The organism is Afifella aestuarii (genome assembly GCF_004023665.1).
GTDB classification, from domain to species: domain Bacteria; phylum Pseudomonadota; class Alphaproteobacteria; order Rhizobiales; family Afifellaceae; genus Afifella; species Afifella aestuarii.
Map to the genome: position 1 here is coordinate 661,630 of NZ_SAUF01000005.1, position 15,655 is coordinate 677,284.

Annotated in this window: 12 protein-coding genes; 1 reads left to right on the forward strand and 11 read right to left on the reverse strand. The window is 61.3% G+C overall.

Annotated elements, in window-relative coordinates:
* Positions 1–24: 24 nt before the first annotated feature.
* From EO094_RS17210 to EO094_RS17245, 7 genes are all read right to left on the reverse strand, one after another.
* Entirely contained in the window at positions 25–972 is a 948-nt protein-coding gene (locus EO094_RS17210) for an ABC transporter substrate-binding protein (RefSeq protein ID WP_164879711.1), read from the reverse strand.
* Between the two features lie 53 nt (positions 973–1,025).
* The gene (locus EO094_RS18940) at positions 1,026–3,635 is read right to left on the reverse strand and encodes a betaine/proline/choline family ABC transporter ATP-binding protein (RefSeq protein WP_205649955.1); all 2,610 of its coding nucleotides are present in this window, start codon (positions 3,633–3,635) and stop codon (positions 1,026–1,028) included.
* 104 nt (positions 3,636–3,739) lie between these two features.
* On the reverse strand, positions 3,740–4,915 hold the full coding sequence (locus EO094_RS17225; RefSeq protein WP_128294096.1) for an alpha/beta hydrolase: 1,176 nt from the start codon (positions 4,913–4,915) through the stop codon (positions 3,740–3,742).
* A 126-nt stretch (positions 4,916–5,041) separates the two neighbouring features.
* On the reverse strand, positions 5,042–5,773 hold the full coding sequence (locus tag EO094_RS17230) for a TetR/AcrR family transcriptional regulator (protein ID WP_164879712.1): 732 nt from the start codon (positions 5,771–5,773) through the stop codon (positions 5,042–5,044).
* Positions 5,774–5,793: 20 nt separating this feature from the next.
* A complete protein-coding gene (locus tag EO094_RS17235; RefSeq protein WP_128294098.1) occupies positions 5,794–7,320 on the reverse strand; it encodes an efflux transporter outer membrane subunit in 1,527 nt (508 codons plus the stop codon).
* Between the two features lie 9 nt (positions 7,321–7,329).
* Positions 7,330–8,901 carry a DHA2 family efflux MFS transporter permease subunit gene (locus EO094_RS17240; RefSeq protein WP_246008586.1) on the reverse strand — a complete coding sequence of 524 codons (1,572 nt, stop codon included), beginning with the start codon at positions 8,899–8,901 and terminating at the stop codon, positions 7,330–7,332.
* Positions 8,898–9,977, reverse strand: coding sequence for an HlyD family secretion protein (locus EO094_RS17245; protein ID WP_205649956.1), 1,080 nt, complete (start codon positions 9,975–9,977; stop codon positions 8,898–8,900). The genes EO094_RS17240 and EO094_RS17245 overlap by 4 nt, the downstream gene beginning before the upstream one ends.
* A 423-nt stretch (positions 9,978–10,400) precedes the next feature.
* Here EO094_RS17245 and EO094_RS17250 point away from each other — a divergent pair, with 423 nt between their 5' ends.
* Positions 10,401–10,898: an Hsp20/alpha crystallin family protein gene (locus tag EO094_RS17250; protein ID WP_128294101.1), complete on the forward strand. Its 498-nt coding sequence runs from the start codon at positions 10,401–10,403 to the stop codon at positions 10,896–10,898.
* 96 nt (positions 10,899–10,994) lie between these two features.
* Here EO094_RS17250 and EO094_RS17255 read toward each other — a convergent pair whose 3' ends face one another.
* The 4 genes from EO094_RS17255 to EO094_RS17270 all read right to left on the reverse strand — a co-directional run bounded on the left by EO094_RS17255 (position 10,995) and on the right by EO094_RS17270 (position 15,520).
* A complete protein-coding gene (locus EO094_RS17255; RefSeq protein ID WP_128294102.1) occupies positions 10,995–11,846 on the reverse strand; it encodes an ABC transporter permease in 852 nt (283 codons plus the stop codon).
* A gap of 8 nt (positions 11,847–11,854) precedes the next feature.
* Positions 11,855–13,141: an ABC transporter permease gene (locus EO094_RS17260; protein WP_128294103.1), complete on the reverse strand. Its 1,287-nt coding sequence runs from the start codon at positions 13,139–13,141 to the stop codon at positions 11,855–11,857.
* 68 nt (positions 13,142–13,209) lie between these two features.
* Entirely contained in the window at positions 13,210–14,304 is a 1,095-nt protein-coding gene (locus EO094_RS17265; RefSeq protein ID WP_092812216.1) for an extracellular solute-binding protein, read from the reverse strand.
* Between the two features lie 100 nt (positions 14,305–14,404).
* The gene (locus tag EO094_RS17270; protein ID WP_128294104.1) at positions 14,405–15,520 is read right to left on the reverse strand and encodes an ABC transporter ATP-binding protein; all 1,116 of its coding nucleotides are present in this window, start codon (positions 15,518–15,520) and stop codon (positions 14,405–14,407) included.
* Between the last annotated feature and the right edge of the window lie 135 nt (positions 15,521–15,655).

The following is a 15,655-nucleotide window of genomic DNA, read 5'->3' on the forward strand; positions in this document are numbered from 1 at the left end:
AGTCCTTCATTCAGATCGAGCCCTCTACAGGCCCAGCCACTTGTCCACGACATCCGGATGGTCGGCGATCCATTCCTGGGCGAGTTCGTTCTCATCCCGGCCCTTCACCGCGATCTGGTATGTCCAGTCGGCGACCATGTCACTCGTGGGGCTGTAATTGTCGAAGAGCGTGATCAGCTCGGGGGCGCGTTCTTCGAGCGACTTCGAGTAGGCGAGATGGATCTCGGCAGGCTTCCAGGCCGTCGACACGCTCGATTTCTCGTACCACTGCGGATCTTCGTCCGGCTGGATCATGTTCCATTTCGCGTCGTCGTGCGCCGGCTCGTCGAGCATCACGAGGTCGTACTGCGCGAAAATGTGGTGCGGCGTGTAGCAGTAGAAGACGTAAGGCTCGCCCTTCTTCTCCTTCTCCCCGATCCGCGCATAGGCGAGTGCTTCATCAATGGTCTCAGGCTCGTAGAGCTCGGCCAGCCCATAGCCGCGCATCTTGACCTTTTCGGTGTTTGCGGAGGCCCAACCGGTCGCACCCACCCAGAATTCACCCTTCCCGTCCCCATCGGAATCGAACTGTTTTGCGATCTCCGGGTCCGCAAGGTCGGTGATGGACGAAATGCCGAGCTTGTCGGCGGTCGCCTTCGTCACGCAATCGCCCTGCTCGCCTTGGAACATCGTTTTGCCGAGGACGACGTTGTCCTGGTACTCATCGACGATGCCCTGAATGTTCGGCAGCCAGACTTCCGGATGCACGTCCATATCGCCCTTGCCAGACGCCATGGCTGCGAAGATGACGGGGTTCGTGCCGGGTGTCAGCGTGACACTGGCACCGAATTCCCGCTCCGCGAGGTTTTTCAGGATTGCGGCGCCGGCCTTGGCCGACGGCCAGCTCGGCACACCGATGGTGATATCAGCGGCCTGCGCGCTGCTGCCGATCAGCAAGGCTGCGGCAGCAGCGGAATAGATAAGCGGTCTCATACTGTGTCCTCTCATAGGTTCGTTTTTGGGCTGCGCCGTAGCGCAGCCGGCCCTCAGGCCGATTTTGCGGGCGCGCGTCCGGCGACGATCCGGTCAAGCGCCATCGCACAGAAAAGGATGGCGAGACCCGCGAGCATCCCCTGTCCTTCAGCCGCATATTGCAGGGCTTCGAGAACGTCCTCCCCGAGACCCTTCGCGCCAATGAGCGAGGCGATGACCACCATCGACAGACACATCAGAATGGTCTGGTTGATGCCCGTCTTGATGGATGGCATGGCGAGCGGCAGCTCGACCTTCCAAAGCCTGAAGGTCCGCGTCGCGCCGAAAGCGGACGCCGCCTCGGTCACATCATAGGGCACACCTTTCATGCCGAGCGCGGTCAGCCGGATGACAGGTGGCATGCCGAAGACGAGTGTCGCCAGAATGCCGGGAGGCTTACCGGTTCCGAAGAAGGCGATGACCGGGATCAGATAGACGAAGGCCGGCATGGTCTGCATGAAATCGAGCACCGGTCTGGCGGCCGTGTAGGCGCGGTCCGACTTTGCAAACCAAATGCCGAGCGGCACACCAATGACGACGCAGATGACCGCGGCAGCCCCGAGCAGCGCCACGGTCGCCATGGATTTTTCCCAGAAACCGAAGAGTGCGAGATAGGCCAGAGCAGCCGCGGTAAAAATCGCCACCCGCGCGCCGGCGAGAAGCCAGGCGATGGCGCAAATCGCCACCATGACCACGGGCCAAGGCGTCGCCACCAGCATCAGCTCGAGAGTGTCGAGGAGCGCACGCACGACCGCCGTGACGGAATCAAAAAACCCTTCCCCGGCGATCGCGAGCCAGTCGAAAGCGTGATCGATCCAACGTGCCGCGCTCGCGCGGATCGCATTGTCGGCGGGAAAGGTCGTCAGCCATGTCGGCGGTTCGGCGGCCGAGAAACGATAGATCGTGACGGGATAGATAAAGGCGACGAGCAAGGTCGCGATCGCTGCGCCCACCCAGGAGAGGCCGGAGCGGATTGACCGGTCCGAACGCCAATGGGTGAAGCGCCATTCGAGCGCGCGATCTGCCGTCAGACCCTCAATGAGTTTGACGACGACAAAGATGCCGAGCCCGATCAACGCGACCTGGGTGGACTGCGCCGAGAGCGCATCCGCTTCCGTCTGCGCCGAGGCTGCAATATCACGCAGCCGGTCCGCACTGGCGGCAAGGCGGGCGGCATTGTCCGCGCCGGAAGCGGCCGCCTCCGCAGCGCGTTCCGCCCGTGCATCGGCACGCGCAAGAAGCGAGGCCGCGCGCGCCGCTGCCTCACTGCCCAAATCTCCGAGAAAGCCTCGGCCAATTTGGACAAGGCCGATCAGTTCAAGGATGACAAACGCCCAAAAGACGGACCAGAGCGATCGAGCGCCAGCCCATATCGGACCGAACACGACAGCACCTAAATTGAAGACGTTCCAACGTCCCTCCCCGATCCGGCGGAATGCGGGGATGTAATGGCCGGCCCCGCGACCGACGAACTCAGCGATGAGCGCGTTCTGTTCCTTGCGGGAGGTTCCTGCCCCGACCTCGAAGGCAGCGGCCGATTGGGTTTCGATCTCGACCGGTTGCTCTTTACCGCCCTGGACGCCGCGCAGGAGATCCGTCTGCGTGACGAGGCCGACCTCCGCGCCGTTTTCGTCGACGATGACGATGTCTTCTTTTTGTGACAGCACGAGATCGACAAGGCTGTCGAGATCGGCACCGACGGGAGCGCGCGGCGCAGACGTCAAGTCCATGCCCGTCTCGTCCGGCGCCGGCAACGGCCGCATGATCTTCGCCGCATGGACCAGCTTGAGCCGTGAAATGCCGGAGACGAAATCGGCCACATAATCATCGGCCGGATCGGTCACGATCTCCTCGGGCGTCCCGGTTTGCACGATACGGCCATCTTTCATGATGGCGATGCGATCGCCGATGCGGATCGCCTCGTCGAGATCGTGCGTGATGAAGACCGTCGTCTTGTTCAGCTCTTTCGATAGAGCCATGAACTCTGCCTGCAGCTGCCGGCGGATCAAAGGGTCGAGCGCCGAAAACGGCTCGTCCATGAGAAGGATGTCGGGATCGGCAGCAAGAGCGCGCGCCAGACCGACACGCTGCTGCATGCCGCCAGAAAGCTCATGGGCGAAACTGTCGCCCCAATCGCCGAGATCCACGAGGTCGAGGCAACGTTCGGCCTGATCGAAACGGTCGAGCTTGGGAACACTCTGAACCTCGAGCGGCAGCCCGACATTGTCGCGCACGGTGCGGTGCGGCAGGAGACCGAAATTCTGGAATACCATGCCGATCGTCTGGGCTCGCAGACGGCGCAGTGCGTCGTCGCCCATGGCCATCACATCCTCGCCCTCGACCTCGATTCGACCCGACGTCGGTTCGAGGAGGCGGTTGATGTGGCGCACGAGAGTGGACTTGCCTGAGCCAGACAATCCCATCACGCAGAAGATCTCGCCGCGCGCGACCTCTATGCTCGCATCGGCGACGCCGACGATGCAGTTGAAGCGAGATTGGACCTCGGCTTTGTCGAGCTGCTCCTTTTCAATTGCCTCAAGAGCCTCTTCCGAGCGTTCGCCAAAAATCTTCCAGACATTCGACAAGACGATCGCAGGGTCGGTCGTGCCCCCCGGCATTGACATGGGCGCTCCTTTGTTTGGTGTGGCGCCATCCTCATGATCGAAGCCCGGATGTCAACGTAAGCGCGTGCCGGAACACGAAGGCAGCCACAAGATGGTCGCTGCCCTTATTGGGAAAGCACGTCGCTCGCAATCCTGAATGGGCTCGCCACGGTGTTGCCGACGGCGTCGAAGACGAAGGCGCCGGCTTCGCCCAGCTGACCGAAACCTCGCCGCCCGGTCGAACCCAGCCGGGCAGCAAGCGTCACGAATTGATCGTGTCCGAGAAAGTCCGTCTTCGGGAGCTGCGAGATATCGATGATCCGCAGATCGTACTGCACCGCCAGCTGCTGGATCTCGGGGTCATCGACGTCCACGCCGCCGAGCCGCGGCCGTCCGCCGCCAACCCGCCTGGAAATCGCGAGTGCCCGGTCCTGCTTCGAGACGAGGATCGTCATCGGGGGATGCTTGCGGCCGATGACCGCGATCTGGGTTCTGAAAACGTCGATATCGATATCCGGAGACGCAAGGATCACCTCCTCGATCCCGGAGATCACGTCACCATGCCCAGAAAGGCGCAATTGCCTCAGCACCTCCATCACGAGCCAGCCGCCCATACTGTGACCGAAGAGGGTGATATCTCCGACCTTCCGATCTCTAGCGAGATGCGTCAAAACACCGGCCAGATAATCGCGCGAATAGGTCACAGCGTCCTTGTCTGCGACATACCCGGTCACAGCAGCTTCCGAGGGCCAGGCAAACAGGACCGGGACGTCATTGGGATCGGAATCGACCGTGATCTGAGCCAGACGAAACAGCGATTCGGCAAAGCTCGTGTTGTAGCCGTGGACGAAAACGCCGACATCGTCTCGCCCGGGCGACAGTTCGCCCTTTCCGTTCCGCGCAGCGATTTGATGATAGAACTCGGCTTCGGTCAGCCGCTCTTCCTTGACGGTTGCAAAGCTCCGCTTCGGATCCGCCTTGCCGTCCGGCCACTCGATTTCCGTCGGCTTATGGCCCGGGGGAACCGAGACCGTGTAACGGGCGAAATTGAGTTCAGCAGCCGGCTCGGAGGTGTAGAGGACGCTCTGCGGTCCCTTACGCTCCCGCGTCGTGGCCGCATAAATGGTCACGAGCTGTGCGCCCGGCACCGTCGCCTGAACGGGTGTCAGAGCCGCTTCGTCGGGTAGCCCGGCGCACCCGCCCAATAGGGAGACCACGCAGAAGACCAGAAACGCCGATAATCCTACGGGTGTGAGCAGGACGCTACGCCCCCCCTCGTCCCCGCTGCCCCGATGCCGCATGCTCTTTTCCGAAATAAATGAAACGGGCCGGGTGCTTTTAGCGTCTGATCCCAGCTTCCGCTATGACGTGAAGGCAACACTCTGGCGATGCGACCTTGCGCCAATATTATACAGAAAAGCGCGATTTTACACAGATACGGAAAGACCCCTGCTTCCTTTCAGGAAGAGCTGCACCGACCGGTGCACGTCCGTGCGCATCTCGTCTGTCACCTCGGCGGGCTGAAGGCCGAGCGTCGCGCGGCGGAAATACGGCTCCACCATCATCCCGAAAAACCGGGTCGCCAGCCACTCGCAATCTTCAAACGGCTCATTGTAGCGAACGCTCGCCTGCTGCAGCACATCGGCCACGAAAAGGCGAAACTGCGTCCAGGCCTGCTCGTTGACCGTTCGTGCCAGTTCCGGGAAGTTCTCGCCTTCGCAGGCCATCAGGCGATGAAGACGGATGACCTCCGGCGTCATCGCACCTTCCAGGAGCCGTTCGCCAGCGCTGATCAGCGTTTCTTCGAGCCCGTCATCGCGCCGGATCGTCAACTGCATTTCCGTCAGCCGCTCGCGCAAGAACTTCAGGATGACGGCCTCAAACAAAGCGTCCTTGGAGGCGAAGCGTGCATACAGCGTCCTTTTGGAACTGCCCGCGCGCGCGGCGACAGCATCCATATTTGTTTCGGCGAAGCCACGTTCGAGGAATAGCTCGGTTGCGACCGCCACAATCCGCTCGGTGACGAGGCCGCTCGTGCCCTTGCGCGGCCGACCTCGGCGGGCAACAGCGCCAGCCTCCGCAAGTGCGCTCTCGCCACAGCCATCGACGACGCAGCAACTGCGCCTGCCATCCTCGGACTGATCTTGCTTCGGCGTCATGATCGGTTCTGCATGTTGTTTCAATTGGCCTTGGCGACAGTGGTTGCTGCCGGTTGCCGCGATTCCGCCGGTTTCCATCCAAGCCCCAAGCTCTTCTCTAACGCAATGAACGCATTCGTTAGTTCCGCCTCGGCCTGAGCGAGGCTCTGTTCGGTCTGCAAGCGCTGGCGCTCGATATCGAGCGTATCGATCAGGCTGAGCGCGCCTGCCTCGTTCATATCGCGGGTGAGAGCCGCCGCCCGCGCCGCCGACGCGCTCGCCCGCGCCAGATAGGCAACGTTCTCCTTCCGCTTGCGGAATTGTGTGAGCGAGGATTCCGCATCCTGGAGAGCTGCAAGCACGCTTTGCCGGTATTGCGCGAGCGCGGCCTCTGTCGCAGCTTCGGATTGTTGGACCTTGGCGTCGATCCGTCCGAAACTCAGGAGATTCCACTGAAGCGTGGGCCCGCCAAGGAGACTGAGGGAGGCGGTATCAGCGAGATCACCAGGCTGAGTTCCCCCTGCGACGGCAAGTCCGATGAGTTTGATTCGCGGGAAATACTGCGCCACGGCCTCGCCGATCGCAGCATTGGCCGAGGCGAGCTGTCGCTCCGCCTGCCGAACATCGGGCCTTCTTCGGAGCATGGATTCCGGATTGCCGACGGGCACAGACTTCGGCGGAGATGGAATCGGCCTGGGCTTCGACAGCCTTGCATCGAGCGCACCCGGCTCCAGTCCGCACAGGACCGCAAGCTGGCCGAGCGCCACCTCTACCTGCGCTTCAAGCAGGGGAATATCGGCCTGCGTGCTGGTGAGCTGCGTTTCGAGACGTGCCAGATCGAGCTTGGCAGACGTTCCCTGTTCCACCTGCTGCTTGGTCAGGTCGAACGTCTTTTGCTGCAACGAGACCGAATGGCGCACGATGCCGAGCTGTCTCTGCGCGGCTCGAAGACCGACATAGGCGCGCGCCACCTCCGCCGACAGCTGAACATAAGCGTCTGCAAGCGCAGCTTCCGCCGCCTGGGCTCTGGCCGTCGAGCGCTCTACGGCGCGCCTCCGGCCACCGAAAATATCGATCTCCCAGGACGCATCGAAAGCCGCGTTGTAGAGCCCCGTGCTCACATGTTCGGGAATAGCTGGCGCTGCGGCCGCGGCCTCCGGGCCAAGAGCCGCGGCTGCTGCGGCGAGCTTGTTGTTGAGACCGTCGGTGTCGCCGAGCCCCAATCGAGCCCCGCTTGCTGCTCCAAGACCAGCGGCTGTGGGCATCAGATCAGCGCGGGCACCGGCCACGCCCGCCCGCTCCTGCTTCAGCCGCGCGATCGCAAGGTCCACGTTCGGGCTCTTCGACAAAGCGAGCACGATCAACGCGTCGAGCTGTTTGTCCGACAAACTCTCCCACCAGGCGGCCGCGGGATAATAGGCCGGCGTCGTCCGGTCCGCATGGCGGAATGAGCCAGCCAGACGCGCAAGCGGGGCCGCATCCGGCGGTCCCTGATAATCCGAGCCGACCATGCAGCCGGAGAAAGCCAGCGTGCAGGCCAAAGGTGCGAACAGGCGCAGGTGCGACATGACGAGCTCTTAGTGCATCGCCACGCCCTGCCCGCGCGGCAAAGGCCGCAGGAGCAGAACGAGCGGGATGGAAACGAGAAGGATGATACCGAAGACAAAAAACAGGTCGTTATAGATCATCACGACGGCCTGCTGGCGGATCGTCCCGAAGAGCATCTTCAAGGCCTGCAGCCGCTGATAGGCGTCATTGCCGCCGAGTTCCTGCAGACGCTCTTGGACCTGAACCGAATTGGCATTGACGGTCTCGCTGATCCGCTCGACGTGGAACGTGACGCGTCGGTCCTGAAGCGTGGAAATCAGAGCAAGCCCGAAAGAGCCGCCCAGGTTTCGTGCCGCATTGAAGAGCCCTGACGCGTCGTCTGCCTTTTCGCGCACCACCGAACTCGTCGCCGCCTGATTTAGAAAGAGCAGCGCAAATCCCTGACCGACGCCGCGAAGCAGCTGGGAGAAGTAGAAATCGCCGCCGTCGGACTGGGCCGTCATCGCTGTGTCGGCGAAACAGCTTAGCGCAAAGATGAAAAGCCCGATCGCGATCGCCAGACGGAGGTCGAGCGTACGCACAAGAAAAGGAAAGAACGGCATGATCATCAGGGTTGGAATGCCGCTGATGAGCACGATGAGACCGGACTGATAGGCGTTATAGTCCGGGATCTGGGCCAAAAACTGTGGGATGAGATAGAGGATACCGTAAAGCGCGGCACCCGTGACGAGGCTCATCAGAAAGACGCTGCCGAAGCTCCGCTCAAACAGGATCGACAGATCGATCACGGGTTCGGCCGCTCTCCTCTGCCCGAGGATAAGAAGGACGAGCCCGACGAACGAAGCGAAGCTGAGGCCCACGATCAGCTCCGACTGGAACCAAAGCTCGCGCTGCCCCTCCTCCAAAACCGTGGTCAGACACCCAAGAAAGAGCGCCAGCCCTAGAATACCGAACCAGTCGGCCTTGAAGAACGCTCGAAGACGCGCCTTCGCCGGCGGCATGCCGACGACAAGCAGAAGGACGAGCCCGAGCCCCACCGGCAGGTTGAGGAAAAAGGCATAGTGCCAACTGACATGCTCCGTCAGATAGCCGCCAATGAGCGGCCCGAGGATCGGCCCGAGCACAATCGTCAGACCAAAGAGCGCAATCCCGATCGGTTGCTTGTCCGATGGCAGCCGCGTCGAAACGATGGTGAGCGCCGTCGGTATCATCGCGCCGCCGGTAAATCCCTGCCCCACGCGGCCGATGATCATCATCGTCAGCGAGGAAGAGAGACCACAAAGGACCGAGAAAACGACGAAAAAGATCGTCATGAGCAGGAGAAACGTGCGCAGCGTCAGGACACGCACGAACCAGCCCGTCAGCGGGATCATGACGATCTCGGCGACGAGATAGGCAGTGGAGATCCAGGTGCCTTCGGTGCCGCTCGCACCGATCTCACCCTGGATCACCGGCAATGCCGCGTTGACGATGGAAATATCGAGCGTCGCCATCAACGCACCGATCGTGCCGGCAGCAACGGCCAGCCAGGCCGCAGCATCGGCTCGCGGCTCGCTTGAGGCGGGTGCGCCAGCGTCCGCTGTGGCCTCGGCCGAGCTCACTGTGCCGCCTCTTCCGAGCGCCGCCCCTCTTCCTGCATCTCTTCGTATTCGTCGCGAGCACCGCGCGTATCGACTTCGACCGTGACCGAGAGGCCGGGAACGAGAACCTTACTCGCGGCAGGTCCTGGATCGACCGCGATGCGAACCGGCACACGCTGCACGATCTTGGTGAAATTGCCGGTGGCGTTCTCAGGTGGGATCAGCGCGAATTGTGCGCCGGTTGCCGGCGAAAAACTCTCCACATGGCCGCGCAACTCTTCGGCGGTCAGTGCATCGACCTTCACCGTCGCGGGCTGGCCGACCCGCATCAGCTCAATCTGAGTCTCTTTGAAATTCGCTTCCAAATAAAGCTGATCGACCGGCACGATCGTCATAAGCCGCGTTCCGGGCTGGACGAGCTGCCCGACATTCACAGTCTTGTCGCCGACCCGTCCCGAGATCGGGCTCTTGATCAGCGTATTCGCAAGCTGATTGTTGGCATCCGTCAGCTGAGCCTGAGCCTGGTGCACGGCGGCCCGCGCCTGGAGAATCTGAGCGTCGGCCGTATTCGTCGCCTCATGCGCAGAGGCAAGAGATGCGGAAGCGACCTTCACCTGCGCTTCGGCCTGGTCGCGCTGGTTGATGAGCTGCGACAACCGTTCTTCCGGCTGCGCCCCAGTCTTCACCAGAGGTGCATAGCGCTCCACCTGGCTTTGCGCAAAAGCCTCGTTCACCTTCGCCTGAGCGAGCTGGGCTTCCGCCTGCTGGACAGCGACCCTGGATCGTCCAGCCTCGGCTTTCGCCTTCGCAAGATCCGCGCGAGCGGCCTGCAGGCCGGCACTGGCACGTGCCACGCCGGCACGATAATCCTCGTCATTGATCTTCACGAGCACATCGCCAGCCTCGACGCTGGCATTGGCCTGGACCATGACGTCCTCGACATAGCCACCGACCTTCGGCGCGATCGTGACCTGATCGGCCTGCAAATAAGCGTCGTTCGTGCTCTCGATGAAGCGGCCGACCGTCCAGTAATGCCACAGCCACCAGCCGCCGCCGACAACCAGCGCAACGCCGGCAACCACCAGGAAAACCCGCACCCAAGGCTTCTTCAGCGGAGATCGCTTGGTGTCTTCACTCGGTGATTGCGAAGTTTCCGCTCGCCCCTTCTCTCCGCTGTCTTCAGGATCCGCTCCAGACCGTTCGCCGTCGTCAGCGTCAGACGCTTGTTCGCTCATCAACACACCGAAAAAGAAAGGTACCTTCCGGTGCATTTATCTGTGCGTGTAGTGGGAGACAAGCCCGCTCTCCGCCCCTTACCCGAAAGATCAAGTCGATGAGAGCAACGAGACCAAGTTCGCGTGTGCGGAAACCCGGCAACCGCCCGATGCACAGGTGTCAACGAAGCTCGCGCGGAGCCTTGAACGGCAGGATTCGCAACTCCACATAAAGGGTGTGATGACGTGGCCGACACTGGTCACCCAGTTGTCCGGCGTCGGCCTTTTTTATCAGGAGGTGACGTCATGGATTTCAGATCGATGATTCCATTTGGTCGCCAGACCGCGCTGACACGCGGGCCTGAGACCGACCCTTTCCTCGCAATGCGGCGCGAAATGGACCGCCTCTTCGACGACTTCACGCGCGACTGGAGCGCTCCGGCCAATTCGGCTTCGGGCCGCTTTCTGTCGCCAAAGGTGGATGTAGCCGAAACCGAGACGGGCCTTGAGCTTACCGCCGAACTACCGGGTATCGACGAGAAGGATATCGAACTCGACCTCACCGAGGGCGTGCTGACGCTGAAGGCGGAAAACAAGGTCGAGCGAGAGGAAAATGACGAAAAGAAACAGTATCATCTCGTCGAGCGCTCCTACGGTACGTTCATGCGCCGTTTCGCTCTTCCGTTTGAGCCGAAAGCCGACGAAGTGACGGCGAGCTTCGACAAAGGCGTTCTCAAGGTGACGGTCCCCCGCGCCAGGGAGCTGGAGGCCAAGGGACGCAAGATCACGGTCAACGGACACTGAGCGAGTTTGCCCGGCAGCAGAAGAACGATTGCTTACGGCACACATCTGCGGAGGCGCTTCGGCGCCTCCTTTTTTGCGACCGGTTCGGACGGCCGGCTAGCCCGGGCTCATGCCACGCTGACGTTCGGAGCGCCGGCGCAGCAATTCCATCGACGAGAGAAGCAGGATCGAGATCGCGACCAGGATCGTCGCCAGCGCCAGGATCGTTGGCGAAATCTCTTCTCTGAGCCCCGAAAACATTCGCACCGTCATCGTCACCTGCTCCGGCCCGGCGAGGAACAGGACCACGACGACCTCGTCCAGTGAGGTGATGAAGGCGAAGAGCGCGCCGGCGACGACGCCCGGGAGAAGCAGCGGCAGAATGACCTTGAAGAAGGTGGTGACCTGGTTGGCGCCAAGGCTCTGTGCCGCTCGGATGAGCTGCTGATCGAAGCCCGAGAGAGACGCGGTCACCGTGATCACGACGAAGGGGGTGCCCAGGACCACATGCGCCATGATGATCGAGAAATACGAATTGGCGAGATCGAGCCGGGCATAGAAGGAAAACAGCGCCGCTGCCGTGATGATCAGCGGCACGATCATCGGAGAAATCAAAACGGCCGTGATGAAGCCCTTGGCCGGCATATTGGGGCGCGAAAGGCCGAGCGCGGCAAGCGTGCCGAGCGTTGTCGAGATGATAGTCGCCGATATTGCGATGAAGAAGGAATTGCCGATGGCGCGCATCCACTCACGGCTGGAGAGAAGCTCTTCGTACCAGCGCAGCGAATAGCCGTCCGGATCGAAGGAGAGCATCTCCTTGGTGAAAGTGAAATAAGGCTGAGCGTTGAACGACAGTGGCACGATCACCAGGATCGGCACGATCAGAAAGATGAAGATCGCCGCACAGATGAAGCGGTAGCTGTAGTACCAGGTGCGCTCAAGCGGTCCGGCATAGGTAGGAAGGGGCATGGCTTACCTCACCCGAACTTCAGCCGGTCGACACCGACAAGCTTGTTGAAGAGCCAGTAGAAGAAGAGAACCAGCACGAGGAGGATCGTCGCGAGCGCCGAAGCAAGTTTCAGCTGCGCGCTCGTTCCCTGCATGTTGGAGGCGATCAAATTCGAGATGAAGATACCGCTTTCGCCGCCGACGAGCGCCGGGGTGATGTAGTAGCCGATCGCCAGGATGAAGACGAGGAGAACACCCGCCGCAAGCCCGGGAATGGTGAGCGGCATGTAGACCTTCACGAAGGCTGTAAACTGATTGGCGCCAAGCGAGCGCGCCGCCCGCATGTAGGACGGCGGGATCGTCTTCATCACCGAATAGAGCGGTAAGATCATGAACGGCAGCAGGATGTGCGTCATCGCGATGATCGTACCCAGCTGGTTGTAGATCATGCGGATACGACCGTTGTCATTGATGATTCCGGCCCATACGAGCAGGTCGTTGACCACCCCCTCCTGCTGCAGGAGAACCATCCAAGCCGAAGTCCGCACGAGAAGCGATGTCCAGAACGGCAACAGCACCAGGATCATCAACAGGTTCGACGTTCTGAGCGGCAGTGTCGCCAGAAGATGCGCGACGGGATAGCCGAGAAGCAGGCAGGCGCCGGTGATGACGATGCTCATCCAGGCAGTGCGGATGAAGAGCAGACGGTAAACCTGATAGATCTCAGGCCGCTCCACGATGTCGCCGCGCGGCGTGTATTCGAAATCGAGCGCCAGAAGATAATAGGCCGGCGTGATGAGGCGCGTCTCACGCTTGAGGAGGCGCCAGAGTTCGAGATCGGACCAGTCCTCATCTTCCTCCAGGAAAGCCTCGCGGTAGGGTGGCTGCATCTCGTCGACGTGACGCGCCGTCCCCATTACCAGGCTGCGAGCACCCGGAATTTCGCGATTGATTCGCCCTGCGGCGCGTCCGATCGTGCGGTTTTCCAGACCAACTTCCATATCGGCGGCCATGGCCGCGAAAACCTTTTCGGGCGGCAGCTCTTCCCCGTCCCAGTCACCGATTGCCGCGGAGGTTTCGGGCAGATAATTGGCCACTTCGGGGTTGTAGACTGAGCGCACGATCATCCCGACGATCGGGATCGTGAAGGTGATGAAGAGGAAGGCAAGGAGCGGAACGACCAGATAGAAGGCTCGCCGCTTGGCCCGTCTTTGCGACTTTCGCAACGAAACTTTGAGCGGCGTCCCGTCGACGGTCGTCAACGCTCCGCTTTCGTCTCGCTCCGGCACGTAGCCGTCTGCCGCTATATCCGCCATATCCTCCGCTCCACGTTCATGCCCGGCGCGGGAGAACCGCGCCGGGCGTCTTTTCCGACCAGGTCCGCTTACTGAGCGAGCCAGGCGTTGAAGCGCTCTTCGAGCTGGTCGCCGTAATCGGCCCAGAAGGAGGTGTCGAACTGCACCGCCGTCTCGAAGTTCTCGGGCGTCGTCGGCATATGCGGCTTCATGTCGATGTCGGTGCCCTCCATCTTCCCGACGAGAGGCACAGACGACTTCCGCGCCGGCGCGTAGGCGATGTATTTCGCCTGGTCGGCAAGCCGCTGCGTATCGGTGGCGAAATAGAGATAGTCCTTGATCAGCTTCAGATCGTCTTCGCTCTGATCCACGGGAACGACCCAGCCGTCGACCTCGAACATCTGGTGGTCCCACATGATCTTGAAGGGCTGGTCCTCGTTCACCTGCGCATTGAAAATACGGCCGTTATAGGCAGTGGCGATGACAGCTTCCTGGTCGGCGAGCATCTGCGGCGGCTGCGCGCCTTCCGACCACCAGATCACGTTATCCTTGATCTCGTCGAGCTTGGCGAAGGCGCGATCCTGCCCTTCGCGCGTCGCGAGCACCTCGTAAACCTCGTCCGCAGGCACACCGTCGGCGATGAGAGCCCATTCAAGGTTTTTCTGAGGAATTTTCTGTAAGGACCTAGTTCCCGGGAATTTTTCGAGATCCCAGACATCTGCTACCGTCTTGGGACCGCCATCTGGAAACGCTTCCTCGTTATACGCAAACATGGTCGCGTAAAGGATCTGCGGAATGAAGCAATCGCCGAGCGTGCCGTCGATGAAATCCTCTGTGGGTTTAGCTCCATCCGGGCCCGGAGCGAGCCACTCGTCGTGCGGGATCTCCATGATGAGACCCTCGTCGCAGGCGCGCTGCGCATCCGCCTGCAGCATATCCACGACGTCCCAAGTGACGTTCCCGGCCTCGACCTGCGAGCGGATGCCCGCAAGCGCATTTGCCGATTTATCCTCACGCAGGATCTGCGTGCCGGTCTTCTCGCTGTAGGGTTCGTGATAGGCCTTTTCCTGCGACATCGTATAGGCGCCGCCCCAGGATACGATCGTCAGGCTGTCACCTTCTGCGGCCAAGGCCATGCTCGGCACAATCGCCACTGCGGCCATAAGGGATAGGGTTCGCTTCATTCGGACTGACCTCCGTTGCTGTTGGTCCCCGTTTGGGAGCTTTTGCCGGCATTATTCATGTCCTGCCGGTCGGGAAATGGGCGCCAGTATGGGCGCGTTGTCAGGCGTCGAGTGCCCGACAATCTTCAATCGTCCAGCCGAGACGCGCGGCCTGGCCGCGCTGAAGGCTCGGATGCCCGGCCGCATTCGGGATCTTGACGATGAAATCATCATGGCCTGCCACGGCAAGCCGGGTGCGGATGTGATCACCGAGATAGATCACTTCCTGCACAGTGCCTTCCAGGACATTGGGAGTGGCCCCCTCGTCCGGATTGATGAGCACGCGCTCGGGCCGCAAAGACAGGGTCGTGCGGTCCCCGCCATTGAGATTGACCGGAAGTGCGCGCACGTCTTCGCCCGTATCGAGCTTCACCCGCACTTCCTGATCGCTCACGCGTTCGACGATACGCCCTGAAAAGCGATTGTTCTCGCCGATGAACTGAGCGACGAAGGCGTTGTCGGGCGCCTCGTAGAGAACTTCAGGCGTCGACAATTGCTGGATGATGCCGTCGTTGAAGACGGCAACGCGGTCAGACATGGTCAGCGCTTCCGTCTGATCATGCGTCACATAGACGACGGTCACCCCGAGATTGTCGTGGATGTGCTTGATCTCGAACTGCATCTGCTCGCGCAGCTGCTTGTCGAGAGCGCCGAGCGGCTCGTCCATCAGGACGAGATCTGGCTCGAACACGAGCGCACGCGCCACGGCCACACGCTGCTGCTGTCCACCCGAAAGCTGCGCTGGCCGTCTGTCGCCGAATTGCGGCAGCTCGACCATTTCCAGCGCCCGCTTCACACGTTCTTCCGTGTCGCTCTTCGACAAGCCGCGGACCTTCAACGGAAATGCCAGATTCTCCGACACGGTCATGTGTGGAAAGAGCGCGTAATTCTGGAACACCATCCCAATGCCGCGTTTGTGCGGCGGCACGTTGTCGATGCGCTGATCGTGCAGATAGATCGCGCCGTGGGTGGTGGATTCGAAACCTGCCAGCATCATGAGGCAGGTGGTTTTCCCGGAGCCGGACGGCCCAAGCATGGTCAGGAATTCGCCGCGCTCAATTTCGAGGTTCAGATTTTTGATGACCAGCGTTTCGCCATCATAGCTCTTCTGAACGTCCTCGAAGCGCACATAGGCGCGATCTTCGGCGCCTTCCGCGACGCCGTTCTCGTCCTGCATGAATGCCTTTCTGCCACACTGTCGATGGCTCCCGAGCGAAGCCCCGACGCTGCTGCTGTTCAACCCATTGTCTTTTTTGGACGGCTTAAGCCGTCTTTGATCCACCACCGAGCGTCGCCGCTGGCGAAGGAATTC

Bases quoted from the DNA above. Each gene is read 5' to 3' on its own strand.
- EO094_RS17210 (WP_164879711.1), bottom strand. From the start codon at position 972: ATGAGACCGCTTATCTATTCCGCTGCTGCCGCAGCCTTGCTGATCGGC.
- EO094_RS18940 (WP_205649955.1), bottom strand. From the start codon at position 3,635: ATGTCAATGCCGGGGGGCACGACCGACCCTGCGATCGTCTTGTCGAAT.
- EO094_RS17225 (WP_128294096.1), bottom strand. From the start codon at position 4,915: ATGCGGCATCGGGGCAGCGGGGACGAGGGGGGGCGTAGCGTCCTGCTC.
- EO094_RS17230 (WP_164879712.1), bottom strand. From the start codon at position 5,773: ATGACGCCGAAGCAAGATCAGTCCGAGGATGGCAGGCGCAGTTGCTGC.
- EO094_RS17235 (WP_128294098.1), bottom strand. From the start codon at position 7,320: ATGTCGCACCTGCGCCTGTTCGCACCTTTGGCCTGCACGCTGGCTTTC.
- EO094_RS17250 (WP_128294101.1), top strand. From the start codon at position 10,401: ATGGATTTCAGATCGATGATTCCATTTGGTCGCCAGACCGCGCTGACA.
- EO094_RS17255 (WP_128294102.1), bottom strand. From the start codon at position 11,846: ATGCCCCTTCCTACCTATGCCGGACCGCTTGAGCGCACCTGGTACTAC.
- EO094_RS17260 (WP_128294103.1), bottom strand. From the start codon at position 13,141: ATGGCGGATATAGCGGCAGACGGCTACGTGCCGGAGCGAGACGAAAGC.
- EO094_RS17265 (WP_092812216.1), bottom strand. From the start codon at position 14,304: ATGAAGCGAACCCTATCCCTTATGGCCGCAGTGGCGATTGTGCCGAGC.
- EO094_RS17270 (WP_128294104.1), bottom strand. From the start codon at position 15,520: ATGCAGGACGAGAACGGCGTCGCGGAAGGCGCCGAAGATCGCGCCTAT.